Origin of the sequence: Desulfogranum mediterraneum DSM 13871, from assembly GCF_000429965.1 — a bacterium.
Taxonomy (GTDB): Bacteria; Desulfobacterota; Desulfobulbia; order Desulfobulbales; family Desulfobulbaceae; genus Desulfogranum; species Desulfogranum mediterraneum.
In genome coordinates, this window is sequence record NZ_AUCW01000021.1 from 73,539 (window position 1) to 97,852 (window position 24,314).

The 24,314-nt window shown below is 47.8% G+C and carries 20 protein-coding genes; all 20 read left to right on the forward strand.

Features of this window, described 5'->3' with window-relative positions; translation table 11 throughout:
- The first annotated feature begins 5 nt into the window (after nucleotides 1-5).
- On the forward strand, nucleotides 6-1,310 hold the full coding sequence (locus tag G494_RS0111435; RefSeq protein ID WP_028584652.1) for an ABC transporter ATP-binding protein: 1,305 nt from the start codon (nucleotides 6-8) through the stop codon (nucleotides 1,308-1,310).
- A gap of 3 nt (nucleotides 1,311-1,313) precedes the next feature.
- Complete coding sequence (locus tag G494_RS0111440; RefSeq protein WP_028584653.1) at nucleotides 1,314-3,419, forward strand: HAD family hydrolase; 2,106 nt, start codon at nucleotides 1,314-1,316, stop codon at nucleotides 3,417-3,419.
- Complete coding sequence (locus G494_RS25465; RefSeq protein ID WP_051305621.1) at nucleotides 3,419-5,125, forward strand: glycosyltransferase family 4 protein; 1,707 nt, start codon at nucleotides 3,419-3,421, stop codon at nucleotides 5,123-5,125. Before G494_RS0111440 ends, G494_RS25465 begins: the two co-directional genes overlap by 1 nt.
- Before the next feature lie 10 nt (nucleotides 5,126-5,135).
- Nucleotides 5,136-6,146: a nucleoside hydrolase gene (locus tag G494_RS23090; RefSeq protein ID WP_051305622.1), complete on the forward strand. Its 1,011-nt coding sequence runs from the start codon at nucleotides 5,136-5,138 to the stop codon at nucleotides 6,144-6,146.
- Nucleotides 6,147-6,150: 4 nt separating this feature from the next.
- Complete coding sequence (locus tag G494_RS0111455; protein ID WP_028584654.1) at nucleotides 6,151-8,253, forward strand: hypothetical protein; 2,103 nt, start codon at nucleotides 6,151-6,153, stop codon at nucleotides 8,251-8,253.
- The gene (locus G494_RS23095; RefSeq protein WP_051305623.1) at nucleotides 8,250-9,053 is read left to right on the forward strand and encodes a glycosyltransferase family 2 protein; all 804 of its coding nucleotides are present in this window, start codon (nucleotides 8,250-8,252) and stop codon (nucleotides 9,051-9,053) included. Before G494_RS0111455 ends, G494_RS23095 begins: the two co-directional genes overlap by 4 nt.
- A gap of 4 nt (nucleotides 9,054-9,057) precedes the next feature.
- Nucleotides 9,058-10,215, forward strand: a complete 1,158-nt coding sequence (locus G494_RS0111465; RefSeq protein ID WP_028584655.1) for a glycosyltransferase family 4 protein — start codon at nucleotides 9,058-9,060, stop codon at nucleotides 10,213-10,215.
- A gap of 15 nt (nucleotides 10,216-10,230) precedes the next feature.
- On the forward strand, nucleotides 10,231-11,235 hold the full coding sequence (locus G494_RS23100) for a GDP-mannose 4,6-dehydratase (RefSeq protein ID WP_084456710.1): 1,005 nt from the start codon (nucleotides 10,231-10,233) through the stop codon (nucleotides 11,233-11,235).
- 3 nt (nucleotides 11,236-11,238) lie between these two features.
- A complete protein-coding gene (locus G494_RS0111475) occupies nucleotides 11,239-13,209 on the forward strand; it encodes a glycosyltransferase 87 family protein (RefSeq protein WP_028584656.1) in 1,971 nt (656 codons plus the stop codon).
- A 169-nt stretch (nucleotides 13,210-13,378) separates the two neighbouring features.
- The gene (locus tag G494_RS0111480) at nucleotides 13,379-13,858 is read left to right on the forward strand and encodes a GbsR/MarR family transcriptional regulator (protein WP_153305850.1); all 480 of its coding nucleotides are present in this window, start codon (nucleotides 13,379-13,381) and stop codon (nucleotides 13,856-13,858) included.
- The gene (locus tag G494_RS0111485; RefSeq protein WP_153305851.1) at nucleotides 13,855-14,724 is read left to right on the forward strand and encodes an ABC transporter permease; all 870 of its coding nucleotides are present in this window, start codon (nucleotides 13,855-13,857) and stop codon (nucleotides 14,722-14,724) included. The genes G494_RS0111480 and G494_RS0111485 overlap by 4 nt, the downstream gene beginning before the upstream one ends.
- 76 nt (nucleotides 14,725-14,800) lie before the next feature.
- Complete coding sequence (locus G494_RS26745; protein ID WP_028584659.1) at nucleotides 14,801-16,126, forward strand: ABC transporter ATP-binding protein; 1,326 nt, start codon at nucleotides 14,801-14,803, stop codon at nucleotides 16,124-16,126.
- Between the two features lie 4 nt (nucleotides 16,127-16,130).
- The gene (gene pseB, locus G494_RS0111495) at nucleotides 16,131-17,135 is read left to right on the forward strand and encodes a UDP-N-acetylglucosamine 4,6-dehydratase (inverting) (protein WP_028584660.1); all 1,005 of its coding nucleotides are present in this window, start codon (nucleotides 16,131-16,133) and stop codon (nucleotides 17,133-17,135) included.
- Complete coding sequence (gene pseC / locus G494_RS0111500) at nucleotides 17,086-18,288, forward strand: UDP-4-amino-4,6-dideoxy-N-acetyl-beta-L-altrosamine transaminase (RefSeq protein WP_208597667.1); 1,203 nt, start codon at nucleotides 17,086-17,088, stop codon at nucleotides 18,286-18,288. The genes pseB and pseC overlap by 50 nt, the downstream gene beginning before the upstream one ends.
- Complete coding sequence (locus tag G494_RS23105) at nucleotides 18,289-19,149, forward strand: aldo/keto reductase (RefSeq protein ID WP_051305625.1); 861 nt, start codon at nucleotides 18,289-18,291, stop codon at nucleotides 19,147-19,149.
- Nucleotides 19,149-21,227 (forward strand): aminotransferase class III-fold pyridoxal phosphate-dependent enzyme, encoded by a 2,079-nt coding sequence (locus G494_RS0111510; RefSeq protein ID WP_028584662.1) that lies wholly within the window; start codon nucleotides 19,149-19,151, stop codon nucleotides 21,225-21,227. The genes G494_RS23105 and G494_RS0111510 overlap by 1 nt, the downstream gene beginning before the upstream one ends.
- 21 nt (nucleotides 21,228-21,248) lie before the next feature.
- Complete coding sequence (locus G494_RS0111515) at nucleotides 21,249-21,779, forward strand: GNAT family N-acetyltransferase (RefSeq protein ID WP_028584663.1); 531 nt, start codon at nucleotides 21,249-21,251, stop codon at nucleotides 21,777-21,779.
- A gap of 57 nt (nucleotides 21,780-21,836) precedes the next feature.
- Nucleotides 21,837-22,829, forward strand: coding sequence for a radical SAM/SPASM domain-containing protein (locus G494_RS0111520; protein WP_028584664.1), 993 nt, complete (start codon nucleotides 21,837-21,839; stop codon nucleotides 22,827-22,829).
- 61 nt (nucleotides 22,830-22,890) lie between these two features.
- Nucleotides 22,891-23,511: an imidazole glycerol phosphate synthase subunit HisH gene (gene hisH, locus G494_RS0111525; protein ID WP_028584665.1), complete on the forward strand. Its 621-nt coding sequence runs from the start codon at nucleotides 22,891-22,893 to the stop codon at nucleotides 23,509-23,511.
- Entirely contained in the window at nucleotides 23,508-24,314 is an 807-nt protein-coding gene (gene hisF / locus G494_RS0111530) for an imidazole glycerol phosphate synthase subunit HisF (RefSeq protein WP_028584666.1), read from the forward strand. Before hisH ends, hisF begins: the two co-directional genes overlap by 4 nt.

Sequence of the window (24,314 nt, forward strand, 5' to 3'; positions counted from 1 at the left end):
TCTCCATGTCAAATTACGCAATCGCCGTACGCGATGTTTCAAAGAAATACTATCTCTATCGAAGACCTATTCATAGGGTTCTTGAGGCGCTAAGTCCTTTTAAGAAGAAGTACCATACTTCCTTTGCGGCGCTGAAAAACGTTGGTTTTGAAGTCGGGCAGGGGGAGTCTGTAGGGATAATCGGGCGTAACGGTTCCGGTAAATCTACCCTCCTGCAGTTGATTTGCGGCAACTTGCAGCCGACAGAGGGGACGGTCGATGTCCGTGGTCGCATATCTGCCCTGCTTGAACTGGGCTCTGGTTTTAATCCCGAGTTTACCGGTAGGGAGAATGTGTACCTGAACACGGCCATACTCGGCATGAGCAGGCTGGAGACGGAGAGAAGGTTTCCACAGATTGAAGACTTTGCCGATATCGGAGATTTTATCGACAGGCCTGTTAAAACCTACTCCAGCGGCATGTATGTCCGCCTGGCCTTTGCCACGGCCATAAGTGTCGATCCTGAAATTCTTATCATTGATGAAGCCCTGGCTGTCGGAGATATCTTCTTTCAGCAGAAATGCGTAGATCATATGAAGAAGGTCATGCAATCGTGCTCTATCCTCCTGGTGAGCCACGATATGCATTCGATTACCAATCTGTGCAACCGGGTCGTGGTATTGGATGAAGGAAGGGTCGTTTATACGGGTAACCCGGTGGAGGGCGTTGCCAAGTACACCAAACTTATCCATAATGAGCAGGCCAGCGGCAACAGGCGTCTTACGCAACAGCGTCCCCTGTCGCCTCGGGTGGCTGATCTTGCCGCCAGTCTCTGTGATGATTTTGAAAGCTGGTTAGCCGTGAGTGAAGATGATAGAGGCGGGGCTGGTGAGGTGAAAATAGTTCGGGTGGCGGTCATGAAAGGTCAGTTGCCGGCTAAAACCGTGCAACAGGGTGACCGTGTTGTTGTCCGCTTATTGGTGGAGGCGATTGAAGATAAGAAAGACCTGATCTTCGGCTACACCGTGAAAGACCGGATCGGCAATGCCGTCTTTGGTGAAAACAGCCTCTGTCTGCAGGAAGAGGGGCAAACATTGGACCGCGGTTATAGCATTGTCGAATATTCCTTTGTCTGGCCGGAGGTTTATCCAGACTCATATACCCTGACCCTTGGAGTGGGTGAAGGGACCCACCCCCTAACCCACAGGATACAGTGCTGGGCACATAATATCGTCTCCCTTGCCGCGGTGACGCCGGGGGTGGCTGTTCATGGAATGTTTAATAATAAATTGGACCACCTGGAAGTGTCGCCGATGAGAACGGTGGAGTGAACGATGGAACGTTGGGTAATAGGAGAGCATACCCCGGAAGAAGTCGTCGAGTACTTGAACGATAAGGCCGTATCCCTTCACGAGCCGATATATTGTTTTGATTACTTCGATACCCTGGTGGTCCGCAGCGTCTACCCAGAGCAGACGAAACAGCTTGCCGCCAACCTGTTGAGTCAATTCCTCGATTTTGCGGTTCCAGCGGATACCTTGTATGAGGTGCGCCGTGACTTGGAAAAAGAGTTATGTGCAACAAATGCGGCTGGGGGAGGAGAGCTGGAATTTTATTTGCCGGAATTTGGACCCCATTATCTGGAGCGGCTTAGGCTCCGGGATGCAGCTGCACTGCAACAATGGGAGAGCCAACGATTCACCCAACTGCTCCTCGACCTGGAACTGACGGTCGAATTGTCGGTACAATCCAGATGCACAGAAGTGGTGGCGGTCCTCCAGTCTCTGAAAAGCAAAGGGCAGAAGACCGTTCTGATTTCCGATTTTTATCTCCCCTCTTCACATTTTTCTCAATTACTCGATGCCTTTGAACTGACTCCGCTGCTTGATCATGTCTATATCTCCGCAGACCATAAGCTGGCCAAAGGCTCGGGGCGCTTGTATGAAAAGATTGCCACGGACCTCAACTGCAGGCCCGAGCAGATGGTTATGATCGGTGATAACCCGCATGCCGATGTTGCCATGGCCAGGGAGCGCGGGATCAACGCCGTTCACCTGCATAATCCGCAACAGCGGGAGTTCTACACCCTTCGGCAAAGAGAACAGGTGCCGGGGATAGCTGAAATAACCGAAAAATTTGACAGGGTCATGGGACAGATTGATTGTCCCTTCAGGGAGATGGCCTCCAGCCTTTGGTTTTTTATTGGCCAACTTTTTGGAGAGTTGATCCGCCGGGGCACCGAGGATGTCTTTTTCTTTTCCAAGGAAGGTGAGTTCCTCAAGCGACTCTTCGATCAGTTCCAAGGGGATGTGTTCGGCCGCCCGATTATACGAAGCCATTACATCCTGGTATCGAGAAAGGCCACCTTTCTTGCCTCGCTCAGGCCCCTTGAGCAGGAAGATTTTGCCCGGCTCTTTCATCATTACCGGGATATAGCACTGCGTGATTTTTTGTTGAGCCTGAACCTTGAAGAATCAACTGCACAGGCTCTCTGTGCCGACCTGGAGCTTGATTATGAACAGCGGGTTGCGGACCTTGGGAACAGTCCGCAGTTTACCGCCCTGATCCAGGCTGAGAGTTTTCAGGAACTGTATGAGAGCAGACGTCAACAACAGCAGCGGAATTTCATCGCTTATCTTGATTCATTCGGTGTCAACTATCAGGATCAAGGGCTCACGATTGTCGACGTCGGCTGGAAGGGCAGTATCCAGGATAATGTCTATCATATTCTCGGCGGTGAGGTTGAGCTGCAGGGGTATTTTGCAGGCTCACTCATAGCTACCGAGAAGCTGGAGAAGAACCAAAAGAAGGGGTTGCTCTTTGATGACGCACCTGCTCCTACGCCCTTCTTTCAGGTGTATAACAATAATCGTTCTCTCTATGAGATGGTGCTGGGAGCTTCCCATGGCAGCGCAGACGGCTATTTCAGGGCGTCTGAATATGGACAACTTGCAGCCGATCATCAGCGCTGTGTTCACACTCGATTGCCGGATGGTGAAGAGGCCTTGTTGGTAACAACCCTTGATTTTCCGGAAGAACGTGAGTTGTTCAACGCGGTGATGCGCCCTGTCCAGGAGGAGCTGCATAAGGCATGCATTGCCTTTACCGCTGCCTATCGTCAATCCGGCTATAAAACACCAGGAGCTGAGTGGTTTGCCAGGCAACATGCAAGGATGGTCTTTAAACCGACCCAGGGGGAGGTGGATTTCTTTGAACGACTGTACCACCTCGAAAATTTTGGTGTTTTTGAATATACGGATTTTAAGGCAGGGCAGGGGCTCTCTATAAAACAACGGCTCAGGAACCTGCGCGATGTGACAAGGGATGGTGCACTGCTTGAGAGTGGGATCTGGCCGCCGATTATCCTCAATCGAATGGGCATAGGCTTTTACCGACATCTTGACGGCCGCAGGCGTTACAAAAGGGAGTTTGGTAGGTGATGGAGGCTAAGACGCATCGCATCTGTTTTCTGTTGGGGTCGCCCGACATCAATGGTGGTACCTATGTGATATATGAGCATGGTTCACGATTGCATGCCTTGGGGCATGAGGTGACCATTGTTACCCAGGAGGCCGTCACCCCGGACCGGTATGCCTGGCATCCAGGTGCAAAGACACTTGAGTGGCTGACATTCGATGAGGCACGATCAAAACAGTTTGATCTTGTCTTGGCCACCTGGTGGCAGAGCCCCTTTATGTTGGCGGAGCTTTCAGCATCCCACTATGCCTACTTTGTCCAGTCCATTGAATCTCGTTTTTTTGAAAACACCGATCCAGCCCATCATGATAAATACAATCTTGATGTCTGGTCAGGGTATTGCGAGATGACCTATTCGATTAATATTCCAATTATTACCGAAGCTCGTTGGATTAAAGATTATCTGTTTGACCGATATAATCATCAAGCCTTTCTCGTTCCTAACGGTATCAGAAAGGATGTGTACCTAGACTCGGGTGATCTTGTTGCCCAGCGAAAACCCGGTAAACTTCGAGTACTTGTCGAAGGACCGGTTGATGTGCATTATAAAAATGTGCCCAAATCTATAGAGTTATGTCGGAAGGCAGAGGTAGATGAGGTCTGGCTGCTGACCTCCTCGGAAGTAGCTGAGGTTGAGGGGGTGGACAGGGTCTTTTCACGAGTCCCGATCCATGAGACTCCGGCTATCTATCGTTCCTGTGATCTGCTTGTCAAGCTGAGTTATATTGAAGGAATGTTCGGCCCTCCGCTTGAGATGTTTCACTGCGGAGGCACTGCCATCGTCTATGATGTGACCGGCCATGATGAATATATTGTCCATGATGAAAACAGTTATGTCGCAGCCCGAGATGATGAGCAAAGGGTGGTTGACTATCTTGTGTCGCTCAAGAAAAACCCTTCAGAATTGCAGCGATTAAAGAGGGGGGCTGAAAAAACTGCAGCTTCATGGCCGGATTGGCAGGCGGCGGCACACCTTTTTAACGGGGCAGTGAACGAGATACTCCGCATGCCCTCTGTCAGTCGAGCGTATTTGCAGCGATGGACCACCGAGTGTAACCAGGCAAATACGGCAAAGCTCAGGGATAAAGAAGTCGAACTGTTTCAACGACGGGAAGAGGCAGAGGGGAAACTGGTCGTCGATAATTTCGTGCAACTCTATTACTGGGCAGAGCAGGAGGGGCTTGATGGAAGTAAGTTTAGTTGGGCTCATTATAAAAGTGGCGGTCAGGTAGAAGTCTCTCTTCAGATTCCTCTCACCGGCTTTCCTTTTAGGCTGCGCCTAGACCCCTCGGTCAGGATAGGGGTGATTGAAATGACATCGATTGTTGTGAAAGCTAGCCGAACAGATGAAGCTTTGTTATCGATTGATACTCCAGAGGCATTCAGCCAACTATCTGTCGGCGGTACCTTGCGACGATTATCCAGTGCGTCCAATGCAGCCTTTTTTTCGTATGGGGATGACCCGCAGTTGATTCTTCCTCCAATCAACAGGGGCGAGCTAGGTGACGAACTTGTGGTGGTGATTTCTCTCAAGGAGATGAGCGTACAGACTTTTGTCAATCATGCCTACAGGGAACAGGAGGGGAGTGGTAACGGTTTTGCTTTTACTCGTCTCCGCCATTTATTGTGCCGAGTGAGCCAGAAAATCCGGACAGGGAAACTCGGTTAAGGGTGTCGATATGATACGGTGGCTGCGAATAGTACTCTTCTCCTTTTTTTTGGGGTTAACTTCCTGGGTGTCACTCTGGGCGGCAGCTGATATACCCACAGTTATTCTTGACACCGATATATCTTCAGATGTCGATGATGTCGGGGCCGTAGCCGTTCTTCATGGATTGGCCAGTCGGGGAGAGGTTAAGATTTTGGCCATGATGGTTTCCTCCGGAGACCCATGGAGTGCTCCCTGTCTGGAGGCCCTCAACACTTGGTATGGCAGAGCAGAAATTCCTGTAGGTATGGTGGAGAGGAGGGCGGTGAGGCATGTCTCAAAATATACCCAAGCCATTGCCACAGAGTTTGGTCAGGGGGTGCCGGTGGATGCTGCCACGCCTGGCGCGGTAGAATTGTATCGAAAAACACTCGCCGCGCAACCCGATGAGAGTGTCACCTTGATTAGTGTTGGCTATCTCACGAATTTAAGAAATTTGCTGTTATCTCAGCCTGATCGTCACAGTCCATTGCATGGTATTGCCTTGGTTAAGAGCAAGGTACAACGCTTGGTTTGCATGGGTGGCCAATACCCTCGGGGAAGAGAATGGAATTTTTACCAGGATACCCCAGCCACCCAGTTGGTGATTGAGCATTGGCCTACTCCCTTGGTCTTCTGCGGTTTTGAGATCGGCAGATCCGTGCTTACCGGCAGCGGGCTTCGGCAGGCGAACCCAGAGGCGCCCCTGGCAAGAGCCTATCAGTTGTATAACAGAAAAAGTAATCGGCCCAGTTGGGACCAGGTTACGGTACTTCTGGGGCTTGATGCGGAAGTCAGAAAGAAATTGTTTGGGCAGGATTTTTTTTCTTTTGTCAGTGAGGGGGGAAATCGGGTTATGGCCGATGGGACCAATTTCTGGGAACCACTGCGGGGGCGTAAACAGAGTTACGTGACTCTGGAGGTCCCCCCTGAGGTCCTGGCGACCCAGGTCGAAACTCTAATGATAGGTGATAATCTGGGCATAACCAAAGGGAAATTGTAAGATCATGGCCATGCGTCGGCTTAGCTGGTTGTTGCTTCCCCTATCTATACTTGCCTTTTTTGTCTTCAGTAATGGCTGGTATCTACCGACCGAATTGGTCATTCAGGGACGGGTCCCTTCGGGAAAGGGACAGCTTGAGGTGGCCTGGGACGGGGGGGCGGGATATAATAAATATGAACGGCTCGTTTTTTCCCTTGATACGCGATCTGTCAGGGAGGACGGGCGACATGCCATAGAAATACGCTCTACCGAGAGGAAAAATTCGGCATCGTTGAGCTCTCAGGTGGTGTGCTCCCGGGTAACCATCGATGACAAGGATCTTGAATTAGAAAAACACCCACTGTTTGCCGATCATCCCGATAGTGGTCCTGGGCTGTACCTCACTCATCCAGCGGGTATTTTTGCATTGGAAGCCATGGCCTCGGAGCATGTCTTTATCGAACTGCAAACCAACAATCATTCAGGACGGGTTGAGGTGCAAGTCGATAATAAGGTGCATGAATTTGATCTCTATGTCGCCAACATCGAGGCAAAAAGTATCCAGCTCAAATATTGGCTGGTTGATGGAGAGAATCAGTTTAGGGTGATTGCGCCCTTGCCGCGCTATGGGCTTGAGGCCTTAAAGGTCAGTAACCTGGACGAACACCAATCGGTTGTGGTTGAAGGTGTTTTGCTTAGGACTGAGGCCTCAGAATACCCCCTTCTTGCGGATGAAGCGAATCTATCCTCAGGGGTGCCCCTTATCTACTCCCGGCCAACCGACAGGTTTAGGGTTTATTTTGCAAAGCATCAGTTTTTGCTTCAGGTTCTTTTTTCTCTCTTGCTTAGCTGGATGATCGCAGCGGTGGCGGCTAAGGTAAAAGCTGTCGGTGGCTGCCGGGAGCTGTTCCGGGGTAAACGTCGTTTTTTTTGGTCCTGTTGCCTTGCCTCTGGGGTGATCTATACTTCCTGGCTGTTTATTTTCTGGCCAGGAGTGATGTCGGTGGATTCCTTAAAGGTGTGGAGAGCCGCCAGTCTACCGGAAGTTTTTTTGAATGATCATCCCTTGCTCAATGTGCTGTTATACATGTTTTTGGCACAGATTTGGAACAATGTGGCGGTGGTTCCGGTCTGTCATATCGTGCTTCTTTCGCTCTTAAGCTCCTCGGTTTTTTATACCCTCCACAAAGAGGGGGTGGGGCTTGGCTGGCTTATCCCCTGCTTTGTTTTTTTGCTTGGTTCCCTGCCGGTGGCACTGTATAATCTCACCCTGTGGAAAGATATCCCCTTTGCCCTGCTGATTGTCTTTTGGGGCTTTACCCTAGCCCTATTCTACCAGAAGCGCTGCCTGGGAACCCTGCGCTTCACCTTGGAGAGCGGGATGGCCTACTTTCTCCTCTATCTTGCCCTTGCCCTCGTCCGGCACAACGGCGCGGCTTATCTCGTTGTTGTTCCTGTCTATTTTTTGGTACTGCGTTTGGTGCCTGTCCGTACCTTTCTTACTTTGGCCCTGGGCGGGATCCTGGTCGTCGCCGTAACGATTACGACCATCTCCTATGCCTTGAAGATTGGTGATGCCGGTTACCTGCTACGCCAGGGGAGCCGTTTTATGGTCTCTTTCTTTCAGGAACCACTGGGGTCAGCGATCATGCGTACCTGGCACCACTACTGGGGCATTCTTGATATTAACCAGACCGTGAGTAAGTGGGATCTGTGGCACTATTTTCTTCGGGACAGGGTTGCCTATAGCTTTTTGCAGCATGCGGGCTGGAACGATATCTATCCCTACCTTGCTCCACCTGCAGCGCCCCTGATTTCCCTGCGCAATGCGGCCATGGATCTTTACTGGCACTCCTATCAGCTGCCTTGGGTCTATTTAAGCTGGAACCCTGTGGTCATGCTTGGTATCTATCTTGGGTCCATTGTTACCTTCAGGATCACGCCAAGGACAGCGATTTTCAGTAGTTTCGTGTTGACGCAGGTGTTTTGTCTGCTTTTTTTTATAAATATATTAAACTGGCGATATTACTATTTTGTTTTTCTGGGGGGATATTTTCTTCTCCCCTTCATTTTTTGGGATCTGGCAAGACTGCGGTCCAACAGGAAAGGATTGGTTCTATCTCCATGAAATTCAGCGTTATCGTTCCAAGTTTCAACTCCGCGCGCTATCTGGAAGAGAGCTTGAAGAGTATATTGGTGCAACGTCAGGAAGGGATTGACCTTGAGTTGATCGTTGTCGACGGCAACAGCCGAGATAAGACCAGCCGGATTCTTGAGCAGTACGCCGGACAGATCGATCAACTGATTGTTGAAGAGGATGACGGTCCTGCCCATGCTATCAATAAAGGCCTGCAGTTGGCGCAGGGTGATATTATATCCTGGCTGAATGCCGATGATCTTTACACCTCCTGTGCATTACATCGGGTCTTGGCTGTATTTTCAGAACATCAATCTATCGGATTTTGTTTTGGACGGTGTCGAATGATCAATGGACATGGAGAGGAGATCCGTCAGGGGATTACCGCCTTTAAGGAGTTTTTCTTTCCTTTCTCGTCACGATTTACCTATCAATGCATCAATTATATCTCTCAACCAGCTATGTTTTTCAGGAAATCAGCCCTTGAGCGTATCGGAGCTCTTCGTATGGATATGGTGGCTGCATGGGACTATGAGTTTATTCTCCGGCTTTGGCGTCAAGGAAAGGGGGTTTCTATCCAAGGTGATCCCCTTGCCGCATTCAGGTGGCACGAGCAGTCAATCAGCGGGCAGCACTTTGCACTCCAGTTCAAAGAAGAATTTGATGCTGCGGTTGAAGATGCCGGGAGAGGTTCTCTGCAGTCTATTATCCATGCCTGTGTCCGTTGGGGGATTGTTGGCGTGTATAGTGCTATGCAAATGAAGCGAAGCAGAACGGTAGCAAAGGGATAACTCAATGCGTCTTGGTATAAATACCCTGTTTATGGTCCCTGGAGATGTTGGTGGGACCGAGACCTATTTGCGAGAGACATTAGTTGCGGCCTTAAAGACCTTTCCTGAGGTCGAGTTCATCCTCTTCACCAACAGGGAAAACGATGAACTCTTTAGGCAGATCTGTATTGACTTTGCAGCCGTGCATTTTGTAAATCTGAATTTCAATGCCTCAAACCGACCGCTCCGGATACTCTTGGAGCAGCTTAAGCTTCCCTTTGTGGCAAAAAAATATCAGTTGGACCTGTTGTGGTCACCGGGGTACACGGCACCCTTCCTCTCTTTTTATCCCCAGGCCGTAACGATCTGCGACCTGCAATACAAAAGCTATCCTGAAGATATGAGCTGGCTGGAGCGGTGCACCCTTGATCTGCTGGTCCGCGGGGCATGTCGCAGGTGTGATCTGGTCCTGGCTATTTCTGAATTTTCACGTCAGGAGATAATTCGATATAGATTTGCCGCACCGGAAAAGGTGCATACCGTCTTACTCGGTGTCGACGAGACCTTTGCTGAAGACTATTCGGACGAGGAAAAATGTATCACTCTCACTCCGTTGATAGATTTGGACACACCCTATATTCTTTGTGTGGCCCATACCTATCCCCATAAAAAAGTAGATCTTCTCATAGATGCCTTTAGTGATGTTATGGATAGCCTACCCCATAACTTAGTAATAGTCGGCAGGGCCAGAAGGGGTGAAGAACTTGTCGTTAAGGCTGTATCATCATGTAAAGATCCTTCCAGAGTTATACGATTTATGGACGGGTTGCCGTATCGCACCCTGCAGCTGCTTTACCAGTCGGCAGATATGTTCGTCTTGCCGTCGGCCTATGAAGGGTTTGGCTTGCCAGTCGTAGAGGCAATGATGGCAGGGGTGCCTGTTGTTACCACCCAGGAAGCGTCGCTGAAAGAGGTGGCAGGAAATAAGGCATTTCAAGTCGAAACTATCAGTCGTAAGAGCCTTGCCGAGCAAATTGTACTGGTCGCTTCGTTGTCCCCGCAGGAAAGAAAGAGAGTGATTGAAGATGCGAAGAGTTGGGCTGCGACTTTCAGCTGGGAAAAATCTGTACAAAGGATGTTTGAGGTGTTTCAGGGGAGACTTTGTTCAACTGATGCATCATAATATCGGGGAAGTAAGATCATGAGAGCGTTAATCTGTGGTGTATCCGGGCAGGATGGAGCATATCTTGCCCAACTCTTGTTGAGTAAAGGATACGAAGTGTTTGGAGCTTCAAGAGATGCCCAGATGTCTTCTTTTGCTAACCTGAAATTCCTGGGGATAAATGACAAGGTTAAAAAGGTATCCCTCGCGATAAATGATTTTAGATCCGTGCTGCAGGCAATTCAGCAGATACAACCTGATGAGATTTATAACCTCGCCGGCCAGAGTTCCGTTGGTCTCTCATTTGAACAGCCGGTAGAGACCCTGGAGAGTATCAGTATTGGTGTATTGAATCTGCTTGAGGCAATCCGTTTTTCGAAAAGAGATATTAAATTTTATAATGCCGGTTCAAGTGAAGTCTTTGGCGACACGCATGGTGTAGCCGCAACGGAAGAGACAGCCTTTCATCCACAGAGCCCGTATGCGGTCGCAAAGGCCTCTGCCCATTGGATTGTCGCCAATTATCGTGATGCATATGGCATATTTGCCTGTACAGGGATCCTTTTTAACCATGAATCACCCTTGAGACCGACTCGTTTTGTTACCCGGAAAATTGTCTCTACCGCCTGCAGAATAGCAGCAGGAAGTGGTGAAACCCTTAAACTGGGTAATATTTCCATAGCTCGCGACTGGGGATGGGCTGCGGAGTATGTCGAGGCAATGTGGCGAATGCTTCAGCTTAAAGAACCAGACGATTTTGTCGTGGCAACCGGCACCTCAAGAAAGCTTGAAGAGTTTATTGCCCTGGCCTTTGAAACGCTTCAGCTTAACTGGCAGGATCACGTGGAAACGGATCCTTCACTCCTGCGACCTTCCGATATTTTGGAAGGTTCCGCTAATCCGGTCAAGGCGCTTCGTAGCTTGGGGTGGAAAGCAAAATACGGGCTTGAGGATGTTGTTCGGATGATGGTTGCTGCAGATATCCAAAAGAACAAAGAAGTTGGAATGCCGGGTTCAGTGGATCCGAGACAGACAGTATAGTATATGCAATTTATTTTGAGCTTTATTGAGCGGTGGCTCGGAGGACTGGCCGGTGTTCTCATTTCGTTGAGCGGTATTTTTTTTTGTATCGTCTTGATTAATGCCTTTTGGGATCGCAGGCTACGACTCTCTGAGTTTATTTCTTTAGGGCTCTGCGCTATCGCCTTAACGTTTTACCAGCTAACAACCAGCCTTTGCCAAAAACTGTTTGAGGTTGAGCAAAACATGGTTGTCTCCGCATTATTTTTTTTTACGCTTTCAGGTTTGGTTTATTCTTCGATCAGGGAGATGAAAACAAATGCTAAGGCAAAATTATTGGGAGAAAGTCTCAAGAGTACGATTTTTTCGGAAAAAACAGCAGGGCGCGTAATCAGGGGGACAAAAATAGGGGCCCCTCTTGTTATCATTCTCAGTGTCCTTGCAGTCCTCGCTACAGGGCTTTCAGCACCGCAGGTAATGGTTGGCGATGAGGTTACTCATTATTATATCCTCACCCACCAGGCAGAGGATCTGTCAAAGCCGAATTTTTATGCAGAAATTCCAGTCGCCACTGGAGAGATAGAAAAGAGGCGGTATCCTCATTCGTTCTTTTGGCACTACGCTGGGGCCATCATCCACCGCCTTAGCGGCGGCTCTTTTGCCTGGATCCAGTTTTACCAGGCATTTTTTCTGATTCAGTTTCTCACGATTGGCTATTTAATTGCCCGTGACCGGCAAGGTGTAGCCACACGATCAGCCCTCTTGTATGTCCTCGCCTTGGCGTCACTGCCACTTTCCCTGATCTTTTCGGTAGCCTTTTATCAGGATGTACCGCTGACAGCCCAGATTCTCACCGCCTTTTATTTCCTGCGTAGGGGGCGATGGTATCTGGCTGCACTTTTTTTGGCATTGGCTATTGGTCTTAAAGTTACCGCAGTACTGTTTTACCCCTCTTTCTTCATGTTACTCTCGTGCTGGGCGATAAAAAAAACAGGGTGGTTCAGAGGGATTCTTACAGTTGCCTGTGCCCTCCTGATTGTACTATCCAGTACCTGGTCAATCGGTCGTGCTGTCCTAATCTACGGTAATTCGAGTTTTTACCCACAAGAGCAACTGGAGAGATTAGTAAAAAAAGCGCATAGAGCTCTCATCTCAAATGTGTCTGTGGTAGCGGAGAAAAGAGCACCTTCACAGGCGCATACCGATCTTGCCGTGCGGCCTTCCAAGGTGAAGCCGGACAATAAACCACGACCTCCGGTCATAGCAAACCATCCCGGAGACTTGAGGATAAAGCAAAACTACTTGATCTATGGTGGAGTTGTGTTGTGGCTTCTGGTTTTATTGGGCGCAGGCGGCATGTTGTACTCTAGATTCCAAGCCAAAGGACGGTTCAGATGCCAGGAGTCAAATATATGGATGATCTTTGTTGGAGGGTCATACACGCTCCTGGCAGCATGGTTTATTAAAACATCTCCTGACGCAAGATTCTTTCTTCCCGGTCTGCCGTTTTTACTCCTGCCCATCGTTGAAAAGGTTGTCTGTTTGCCCAGGCCCAAGGTGATTGTTTCTGTGATTGCAGCGCTTGCTTTTTTGCAAGGTGGATTTGTCCTTGCCAAAACCCATCGGTTGCGCGCACTTTCGACGGCAATCCAGGAGGGTATCGATTTTATGAAGAAGCACCCTCCAGAGGGTCGTATTTTTATGTATCCAGAGGGCAATTATCGATTTTTTCCGGCTCAGCACGAGTGGTATCTTGGCTATCATCTCCGCGATTTTTGGCGAGCTGACAACGATAAACGTATCCAACTGCTTGAAGATTATGATGTGAGCATGGTGGTCATTAAAAAACATCTTGTTGCTCCGGTTGATGATCAGATTACCAACCTTGGAGTATATCCGGTGGAGTTTGTCAATGAAATCAGTGTTGATGAGAGATTTGATAAGGTGTTTTCAAATAGTCAGCTGATAATGTACAGACTCAGCAGAAATGATTAAGGGCAGTACGTCAGGCTCCTAATGGCGTTGATTTAAGCAAAGCCAGATTTTTCCCTTTATATTTTCGACAAATATAGTTATGACGAATATATTCTTTATCTTTTAGAAAATTTTAAACGTTAAAAAAGTTATGAGGTCAGATACTGAATTGTGTGAAGCAAGAATGAGGTTGATTGAAATCGGCGGACGTACCTCGCAGGATCTTGGGGCCGGTCGCATCGTTGGTCAGGTGCTTGTTTACCTTTATCTTCAGGAGCATGAGCAGTCCCTTGATCAGATAGCGAGCGATCTCGGGCTAAGTAAAGCTTCGGTCAGCATAGCTGCCCGGCAGCTCGACAGCCTTGGGCTGATAAAAAAAGTGTGGAAAAGCGGCGACCGTCGCAATTATTATAAAAGTGCGGAAAATATTGGTACCGCTCTGCAACAGGGGCTCCTTTCTTTTGTCCAGCAAAAGGTCCAGTTGTTTGGCCTGGAACTGGACGATACACTCTCCCTGATTGAATCTCATGATAGTGGGAACAGTAGTTGCGACGCGGATTTTTTGCATCAACGAGTCAGCAGGGCCAAAGCTCTGCAAAGTAAACTCGACAAAATATTGGGCAACCCGATGGTGAAATTTCTGGCAGGGGCTGTAGGTGGAAAGCAATGATGACAGACAAGAATGTAACCGGTGATGATTCCGATTGGGACATGGTGATAAAACCCCAGGCAGGGTGGATCGGTCTGGATTTGGGTGAGTTGTGGCGGTACAGGGATCTTGTAGGGCTATTTGTAAAAAGAGATTTTGTTGCACTGTACAAGCAAACAGTGCTAGGGCCTTTGTGGTATATTATTCAACCCCTTTTCACCACGCTGGTTTTCACGGTGATTTTTGGCAAGGTTGCAAAGATACCAACAGACTCTATTCCTCCTTTCCTGTTTTACCTGGCAGGAAATGTCATGTGGGGGTATTTTTCTACAACACTTACAGCGACGTCGAATACCTTCAATCAAAATGCCGCTATTTTTGGCAAAGTGTACTTTCCTAGGTTAACGGTTCCTTTAGCTGTTATCATTGTCAATTTTTTACAGTTTGGAATCCAGTTCTGTCTGTTTTTGGGTTTCTATTTTTATTTTATGGTTAACGGTGCTCCGGTCTTTGTAACATCATGGATATGGACTTTGCCATTGTTGTTGATCCAAATGGCGATGTTGAGCTTTGGCTTTGGCATCCTGATTTCGTCATTAACCACAAAATACAAAGATCTACGATTTGCCATGGCGTTCATCATTCAGCTGTGGATGTATGCAACTCCGATTGTTTATCCTTTGAGCCAGATACCGGATTGGCTGAGAAGCTATTACGTTCTTAATCCAATGGTGTCTTTGGTTGAAGGATTCAGGCTTGCATTTCTTGGAAGAAGCGCTTTGTGTTTTTCTGATGTTATCTCTAGTGTAACTGTAACAATCCTGGTGGTTTTTATTGGCGTAGCTCTGTTTAACAGAATTGAAAAGACTTTTATGGATACTGTCTAAGGTGCCGGTAAAGGCGGTTGGATTAACTCAATCCAGTAAACAATGAAAAATAAAACAGTATTGATTTGATTACAGTATGAAAGCAATTCAAATTGACAGCCTTTGGAAAGAATACCGTCTTGGAGTTATTAACCATGGAACGCTAGTAAAAGATTTCCAATCCTGGTGGGCGCGACTTCGGGGTATAGAAGATCCCAACTCCCTGATCACAATAGATGAGGCTGAGAGTTGTGGGGTTAACGCTGGTAAAGTTAATGCGTTGCGAGATATTAACCTGGAAATCAATCAGGGGGAAATCCTTGGAATTATCGGGAGGAATGGGGCAGGGAAATCAACACTTCTCAAGATTCTGTCAAAAGTCACCAGCCCAACCAGAGGTTGCATAAGGACTAGAGGAAGAATAGCCAGTCTACTTGAAGTAGGTACAGGCTTTCATCCTGAATTGACGGGTCGTGAGAATGTGTTTCTCAATGGTGCAATCCTGGGGATGAGTAAAGAGGAAATTAAGCAGAAATTTGATGAAATTGTTGAATTTGCCGAATTGAATCACTTTATAGACACTCCTGTAAAAAGATATTCCAGTGGCATGTATGTTCGTCTGGCTTTTGCAGTGGCAGCTCATCTGGAGACCGAAATCATTGTGGTTGACGAGGTCCTTGCTGTTGGTGATGTTGTTTTTCAGCGAAAATGTCTTGGAAAAATGAAGGACGTGTCAAGTGCTGGGCGGACAGTGTTGTTTGTCAGTCACAATATGAATGCTATTAAAAATCTTTGTACCAGGGCGATTCTGATTGACCAGGGGTGCTTGACCATGGATGCAGACCCGGAAAGTGTTGTTGCACGTTATCTGGATCGCAACCTCGTGGAGGGACCTATCGTTTCAGAGCGTGAAATTGAGAAGAGAATCGAGGGTGTGATCAAAAAACAGTACCCACATTTTCGGATCCTTGAGATTCGCATGGAAAACGAACAGGGAATGGCAGCTTCTAAATTTGAGTCGACAGAACCGGTTATTGTACAAGTTAAATACAGGGTTTTTCAAAAAGTTAACGATTTAAGAATATTAGTTGCCGTAGCCGATGAGATGGGGACAAGTATTTATGGTTCGCAGAATACCGATGATAATTCAACAGCTGAACAATTTTACGAAATTGAACCTGGCGACTATATCGCGCGGTGTGTGTTACCTGCCAATATTTTTGCCAATAAAAAGTACCATCTTAATATAGACGTGGTTAGCCCGAAAAAAGAACACCATGTGTTGAAGAAGATCCTCGAATTTGAAATTGAGTTTCACGGATATAATTCGGAAATTCAATATGGCGGCAATAATTTAGATTTTTTTCTGTGGCCCAAAATGTCTTGGCAGGCCGAGAAGATAGATACAGCAACAGGAGTGTAACATAATGCTGAGTGATTCAACCATACTTGTAACTGGGGGCACCGGTTCATTCGGGCATACTTTCATACCCATGACCCTGGCTAAATACAATCCCAAAAAGGTCATCATCTATTCCCGGGATGAGATGAAGCAGTGGGAAATGGCAAAGCTCTTTGCCGGAGATAACCGAGTTCGCTTTTTTATTGGTGATGTGCGGGACAAAGATCGTCTGTACAGGGCCTTGGACGGGGTTGATTTCGTTGTGCATGCCGCTGCTTCAAAAATTGTTCCAACAGCCGAGTATAATCCTTTTGAGTGCATCAAGACTAATATTAATGGGGCGATGAACCTGATAGATGCATGCATTGACCAGGGGGTTAAACGAGTTGTTGCATTAAGCACGGATAAAGCATCAAGTCCTGTCAACCTTTATGGCGCCACCAAATTGGCATCCGATAAGGTCTTTGTTGCCGGTAATGCCTACGTCAGTGACTATAAGACGCGCTTTGCTGTAGTGAGGTACGGAAATGTGATGGGATCAAGGGGGTCGGTAATTCCATTCTTCCTCTCGATCAGAGAGAAGGGTGAGTTGCCGATAACTGATCCTCGTATGACGCGCTTCATGATCACCTTGGAGCAGGGAGTGGACCTGGTGTGGCATGCTTTTGAAGATATGGAGGGGGGGGAAATATATGTGAGGAAGACGCCTTCCATGAATGTGACCGATATCGCCTCAACAGTAGCCCCGCAGGCAGAGCAGAATATTATCGGGATTCGTCCGGGTGAGAAGCTCCACGAACAAATGATAAGTTCGGAAGACTCCTACTACACCTATGAGTACCCGAAATATTTTAAAATCCTTCCCTCTATTCATGAGCAGAGCAAAGACCCGCTCAGGATAAAAGACGGTGTTCTGGTTCCGGAAGGTTTCAGTTATACCTCTGACAACAACAAAGAATGGATGGAGCAAGAAGAGTTGGGTGGATGGATTGAAAAAAACAAGGATAAACTTCTCAATAATGGCTACTGAGAGCAAGTATATCCCCTACGGGACACAGTGGATTGATGAGAACGACATCGAAGCCGTTGTGCGTGTATTACGAAGTGGCTACTTGACCCAAGGTCCCCAGGTTTCTGCTTTTGAGCGTAAAATTGCCGATTATGTAGATGCACAATGGTGCGTTGCTTTTTCAAGCGCTACAGCCGCCCTCCATTGTGCAGTGGCGGCGCTTGGGATTGCGGAGGGCGGTGCAGGCGTAACAAGTACGAATACCTTTGTGGCGTCTGCAAACTGCCTGGCTATGAACAGGCTGAGGCCCATGTTTGCTGACATCGATCCGGTCACCTTTAATGTGACGGCTTCTTCGATTAAAAAGGTGGTCGACCCTACTGTGAAGGTATTGATACCTGTGCATTTTGCAGGGCAACCTTGTGACATGAGCACTATTGCCAGCCTGGCGAGCGAGAAAAATATTGCAGTGATTGAGGATGCTGCCCATGCTATTGGCTCGAACTACCCTGACGGTTCCAGGGTCGGGAATTGCAAATACTCGGATATGACCGTTTTTTCCTTTCATCCGGTCAAGACCATTACTACGGGCGAGGGAGGTGCTGTCACGACCAACAGCAGAAGCCTTTACAACAGGCTTCAGCTGTTGCGATCTCACGGTATTACCAAGGATCGGGATTTATTGCGGCACAATCCGGGGCCCTGGTACTATGAGCAGCAGGCACTGGGCTTCAACTATAGGATAACCGATCTTCAATGTACCCTGGGGATACGGCAGTTGGAAAAATTGGAGGCATTTAAGCGTCGTCGACGGGAAATTATTGCCACGTACAATGAGTCTTTCTCCGCAGTGGAAAAGGTGAAAATTCCCAATCAATCGACAGGGAGTGACCCTTGCTTCCATTTATATGTTCTGCAGATGGATTTTGCGGCAATGGGCAAGAGCCGTGCCGAGGTTATGGAGGAGCTCAACCAACTTGGTGTCGGAACACAGGTCCACTATATTCCGGTACACTCCCAGCCATGGTACCAGGAAACGTATGGATACCGCTGGGGGGATTATCCGTTAGCCGAGGCGTACTACGAAAGAGCTTTGAGCCTACCGCTCTATCCGAAAATGACGGATACCGATGTCAACACTGTGATCCAGTCTGTTCGCGAGGTTGTCGGTTAGATGAATTCCAGAATTTCCCTGGGGACAGTTCAATTCGGTCTGGATTACGGAATCAATAACCTGCGTGGAAAGGTTCCTCCGCAGGAGGTTCAACAGATACTCAAAGAAGCTTACCGGCACGGTGTTGACACCTTAGATACTGCAGCGGCATATGGCGAGAGTGAACAGGTGCTTGGGGAGGCTCTGCGGGGGGCAATGCCTTTTAAAGTCATTACAAAATTTCCGCCTGTTGGAGATTCTTCGCCAAGGGAGGTGCTGCAGACGAGTATTAAGCGCTTGCAAACTCCGCTATACGGCTACCTGCTCCATAATTATCACTCTTTCAGACAGCGGACAGGTATTGTCGATCAAATGCAGGCGCTGAGGCAAGAGGGTCGGGTCTGTAAAACCGGATTTTCCATTTATGAGCCGGCAGACCTTGAGGAAATTTTCGACCTTGACCTGCCGTTTGAACTGGTGCAGTTACCATTGAGTATTCTGGATAGAAGGTTTGAGCCCTATCTCTTTGAACTGTCGGAAAGGGGGGTGGAAGTACATTGCAGGTCCGCATTTTTACAGGGCCTTGTTTTTATGGAGGCTGCGAAGGTTCCGCCGTTTTTCTATCCGGTGAAGGGGCAGTTGCTGCGGCTAAAAAAAATAGCGCTGGAACTTGGGCTCACTGTTGCAGAGTTGTGTGTAGCCTTTTGTCTTGCCCATAATGAGGTTGAGCGGGTGGTTGTCGGCGTTGATGGCTTGGATAACCTCAGGCAAAATCTCGAGGTGGAGAAAAAAGCATGGTCAGCAGCAGCCATTTTAGAACAAGCCGAAGAGTTGAAAGTGACTTCTCCTGAAATATTAAACCCTTCAAAATGGAAAATCTGATGAAAACAGGAGCACTGGTTCAAGCGCGTATGGGTGCCACCCGATTGCCGGGAAAGGTGTTGATGGAGCTTGGAAAAGAACCTGTTCTGCAGCATGTGGTAAAACGTGTGAGCAGAAGCAAATTGGTTGATGAGGTGCTTGTGGCGACAACCATAGAACCTGGGGACCTTCCAGTTGTTGGATGGTGCGCGGCTCAATCCGTGCGGGTTTATTGTGGTTCCGAAGAGGATGTCCTCGACAGGTTCTATCATACAGCGCGTCTGGCCGGCTTGGATGTTATTGTCCGTATTACAGCAGACTGTCCATTCATTGATCCGGAAGTCATAGATCTGGTCATTACCAGATTTATCGAAGGCGATTTTGACTACGTAAACAATTGCGGCAATGAATCATGGCCGGATGGATTGGATGTGGAGGTCTTTTCATTTAAGAGTTTGGAGAAGGCCTGGAAATCCGCTGATCTTTTGTCGGAAAGGGAGCACGTTACACCCTTTATATATAATAACCCAAGCCTGTTTAAGCTTGACGTGGTCGACCATGAACCATCGCTTAAAGGGATGCGCTGGACACTTGATCAGGAAGAGGACTTTACCTTCATCTCCCTTGTGTACAATGAACTGATGAAGTCAGGGGATGATTCTTTCGGAATGAAGGAAGTGCTGCAACTATTGGCTGAACAGCCCCAGCTGCAGGAAATTAACGGTTCGATCGTGCGGAATGAGGGGTACCTCAAGTCATTGCAAAAGGATACTATGGGTGAGAAAAAGCAAACGGGACAGGAGTTATATCGAAAGGCAAAGAAGGTGATTCCAGGCGGGACACAGCTTCTCTCGAAAAGGCCGGAAATGTTCCTGCCAGAACAGTGGCCAGCATACTACGCAAGTGCGCAGGGGTGTGAGGTCCAAGACCTCGATGGTAATGTGTTTCAGGATTTGAGTTACATGGGGGTCGGGGCCTGTATCCTTGGGTATGCCGATCCGGATGTGAACAGGGCTGTTAAAAATGCTGTTGACAAGGGGTCAATGACAACCCTTAACGTGCCTGAAGAATACGAACTGGCAGAACTGCTTGTAGGGCTTCATCCCTGGTCAGATATGGTGAGATATACCCGGACCGGCGGAGAGGCTGCCGCCGTTGCTGTGCGTATCGCCAGGGCTGCTACGGGCCGGGGCAAGATTTTATTCTGCGGCTATCATGGATGGCATGACTGGTATTTGGCTGCGAATCTGTCCGATGACTCGGCCCTGGACGGTCACCTGTTACCGGGGTTGTCGCCAACAGGAGTGCCCAGACATCTGCTCGATAGCGCCTATCCCTTTAATTACAATGATGTCAATGGATTCTTACAACTTGTTGACAGCTATAAAGGTGATGTTGCAGCAGTGGTAATGGAGCCAATCCGTAACTTTGACCCTGAGCCTGGTTTTTTTAAAAAGGTAAGGCAGGTCTGCAGCGATTTGGGCATCGTACTGATCGTTGATGAGGTGTCGGCAGGCTTTCGTCAGACTATAGGGGGAGCACACCTCCTTCTTGATTTTGATCCTGATATTGCTGTGTTTGCCAAAGGAATCAGTAACGGTTTCCCTATGGCCGCTGTGCTGGGCAGGCAGTCGGTCATGGCTGCAGCGCAGGATTCTTTTATCAGCAGTACCTATTGGACTGAACGCATAGGTCCTGTGGCAGCTTTGGCAACTATTAATAAAATTATAGAGAATAACGTCCCTCAACACCTCATGGAAATTGGCCGCAAGGTTCAGAATGGGTGGAGACAAATGGGTAAAGTCAACGGCGTGGACCTGGAAGTCGGTGGGATACCGCCTCTTGCACACTTTTCCTTTTCTGGTTTTTCCGATCCGTTAGCCTGTAAGACGTTGTTTACCCAGGAAATGCTTGATCGCGGCTATCTGGCGACAACAGCCTGTTACTCGTCCCTGGCCCATACAGAAGGTGTAGTTGATAACTATCTCACTGCAGCAGATGAGGTTTTTTCCTGCATAGTTGAGGCGGAACAGCACGGAAACATACAGTCTCTTCTCAAAGGGCCAGTTTGTCATGGTGGGTTCAAACGGTTGAGTTAAGCCTTATTCAAAGGTGATGTAATGTATGTGGATACGGTTTTATACGCATTTGTTGACAATGTCCCGTTCGCGATGAGGTGTCTGAAACAGGATGATGTTACTTCACAGTATATAAATGCTCTAAATAATGAAAAAAAATATTTGGAGACCAAACCCGTCAAAATAACTCAAGAGGGCCAGAGGGAGTATGTCGGGAATGTAGTGGATAGCTGCAGCAACGTCCTGGCCGGTCTTTTTAGGGGAGGGGAATTGATTGGCACATCAGGGGGGCAGTTTTCCGAGAGTGGTGATGCCACTATCGGCATTTTTCTTTTTGACGATTGGCGGCGAAAGAATTTGGGAGCTGTCTTGGTGTGGATGATGTGCGAGTTTGTCCGTCGTGAATTCGGTGCTGGGATAATGAGAGCGGGAATGAAAAAAGAGAACAAGCCTTCTCTGGGAAGTTTTCTTCATTGCGGTTTTGAAATAGCTTCAGCCCGGGATGAGCAGTATTCCGTAATGCTTGAACAATATAAATTGAAAGTGCCGAAAGGCTGCGTCAAAATGAACTGACAGTAAGAGGGTAATGTATTTTTATTATTGGATATTACTGTTGGAAAGGATGGAGTAATGGAAAAAAAATCAGAAGAATATTGTGATAATCCTTACCTCGACTCTTTTGGTGTCCAGAGGATGAAGGAAAAAATGATTCGCAGGTATGGCAAGCAGTATACCGAATATCGAGAGAGGTGGGCTCGTGCAGAGGAATTGAATGAGCTCGAGTTTCCGGTCAACCTGGAACTTGATTTGATTGATGCATGTACCCTCTCGTGCCCGCAGTGCTTAAGGAGTTCGGACATCCTTCCTCAGTGGAAGGACTATCTTGGCAAGGGGTCGGTACTTGACTATACATCGATTGTGAAAGTTCTGGATGAGGGGAAAGAGTATAAATTACCTTCTGTAAATATCGGAGGGAGCGGAGAGTGCATGCTGCACCCTGATTTCCTTAAAATCTGTGAAGCCATTATGGAGCGTGACATTCTTGAGTTGCGGGTCATAAGCAATGGAACGAGATTGACCAGGGAGATATCCAAGGGGCTGATTGACAATCAGGTTCATTTTTTATCCATCAGTATCGATGCGTGTAGTGCTGAAACGTATGCCTTGGTGCGAGGTAAGAAAGATATGTATCAGGGGGTTGTTGATAATGTGAAGGAGTTTTTAAAACAGAGGGAAGAGGCTGGGAGTGACTTTCCTATGCTGCGCGTTACTTTTGTCAGGCAGCAGAGTAACAAGCATGAAGAACAGCAGTTTATCGAAAAGTGGTCGCCCGTCGCTGACCTGGTTGATATTCAAACCTATTCCGACTATCGGGAGCAGGACACGTTTTCTTCTGATTTTAGTTGTAACCAGCCTTGGAAGAGACTGGCCATTTATGCGGATGGGCATGTCGTGCCCTGCTGCGGTTTTCCGGGTATCAAATTCAACCTTGGGTCCATTTACGATATGACATTGAAAGAAATGTGGGATGGGGGGGAGATGGATAGGTTGCGGAAGTTATTGCTTAAAAAACAATATCCCAAGGCATGTTTGCAGTGTATGGGGTCTTTGGTATCTTTTTGATTTAACTACTGAGTTTTTGAAATGAGTTGGCATTATCCAACAGAAACAAGCGATAAATAAGATGGCTCAAAAGGTTTGTATACTTGATTTCGGATCCGGCAATACAGGGTCGGTATTTAATCTGTTTCAGAAAATTTCAGTAGGGGCAAAGGTCTCGCGAGAGGTTTCTGACATACAGGAGGCTACTCACCTCGTTCTTCCTGGTGTGGGGGCGTTTGGGGCAGCTATGGAGAAAATCCGCAGCCTTCTTCCCGTGGAAGAGTTGGAAGCCGAGGTGTTGGAAAAGGGAAAACCGATTCTGGGCATATGTGTGGGGATGCAGGTGCTTGCTGATAGGGGCATGGAGTTTGGAGAACACAGAGGGCTTGGTTGGATTCCCGGTGTGGTACAGCGTCTTGAATGTTCCGGTTATCCGTTGCCCCATGTGGGGTGGAATGATATTAAGATAGTGAAAAGTACTCCGCTCTTAAAGGGGCTTGATACTGTAAAGGATTTTTATTTTGTGCACAGTTTTGCCATGCAAACCGAAGAAAGAGGTCAGGTTTTTGCTACAGCAGATTACGGTGGTGAGTTTGACTGTGTTGTGAACAGGGGCAATATTTTTGGAGTCCAATTTCACCCTGAGAAGAGTCAGAAAGCAGGATTGCGCCTTGTCCAGAATTTTCTTGAGGTTGCACAATGAAAAAAAATAGAATGATTCCTGTCCTCCTGTTAAGGAACGGATGGCTTGTGCAGAGCAAAGGGTTTCAGCGATATCAAAATTTGGGTAATCCAGTGTGGTCGGTTAAGCGCCTGAGTGAGTGGGCGTCAGATGAACTTATTTATATCGACATCTCTTCAGATGACAAGCATGACTTGCGCCGAGATGATATCGGCCACCCAAACAGGCAGTCCTTTCTTGAGATTATCGAAGATGTATCAAAAGAAACCTTTATGCCGATTACTGTTGGTGGGCGTATCAGGACCTTGAAAGACATAGAAATGAGGCTTTCACTGGGAGCTGACAAGATTACCATCAACACCCAGGCGCTCGAGGATCCGCCATTTATTGGACAGGCAGCTAAAGAATTTGGTTCGCAGTGCATGGTGGTTTCCGTTGATGTGTTACAGGACAGTGGGAATTACCAGGTATTGTCACATGGCGGGACCAGAGTTATGAACGAGGATCCTGTTGCTTGGGCGCTGGAGGCGCAGGAACGGGGAGCAGGAGAGCTTTTTATCAATTCGGTTGACAGGGATGGTATGCAGAACGGGTATGATATTGAGCTATTACAGAAAATATCATCAGCGGTTTCCATTCCTGTAATTGCCTGTGGAGGGGTCGGAAAGTGGGAGCATTTTGCTGAAGCGTTTGATCAGACCCAGGTAGATGCCGTTGCAGCAGCCAATATATTTCACTATATGGATCAATCAGTTTTCCATGCAAAGAAATTCCTTTTTAAAAAGGAATATAATGTAAGACCCCCTGATCTGATTTCAATTTAG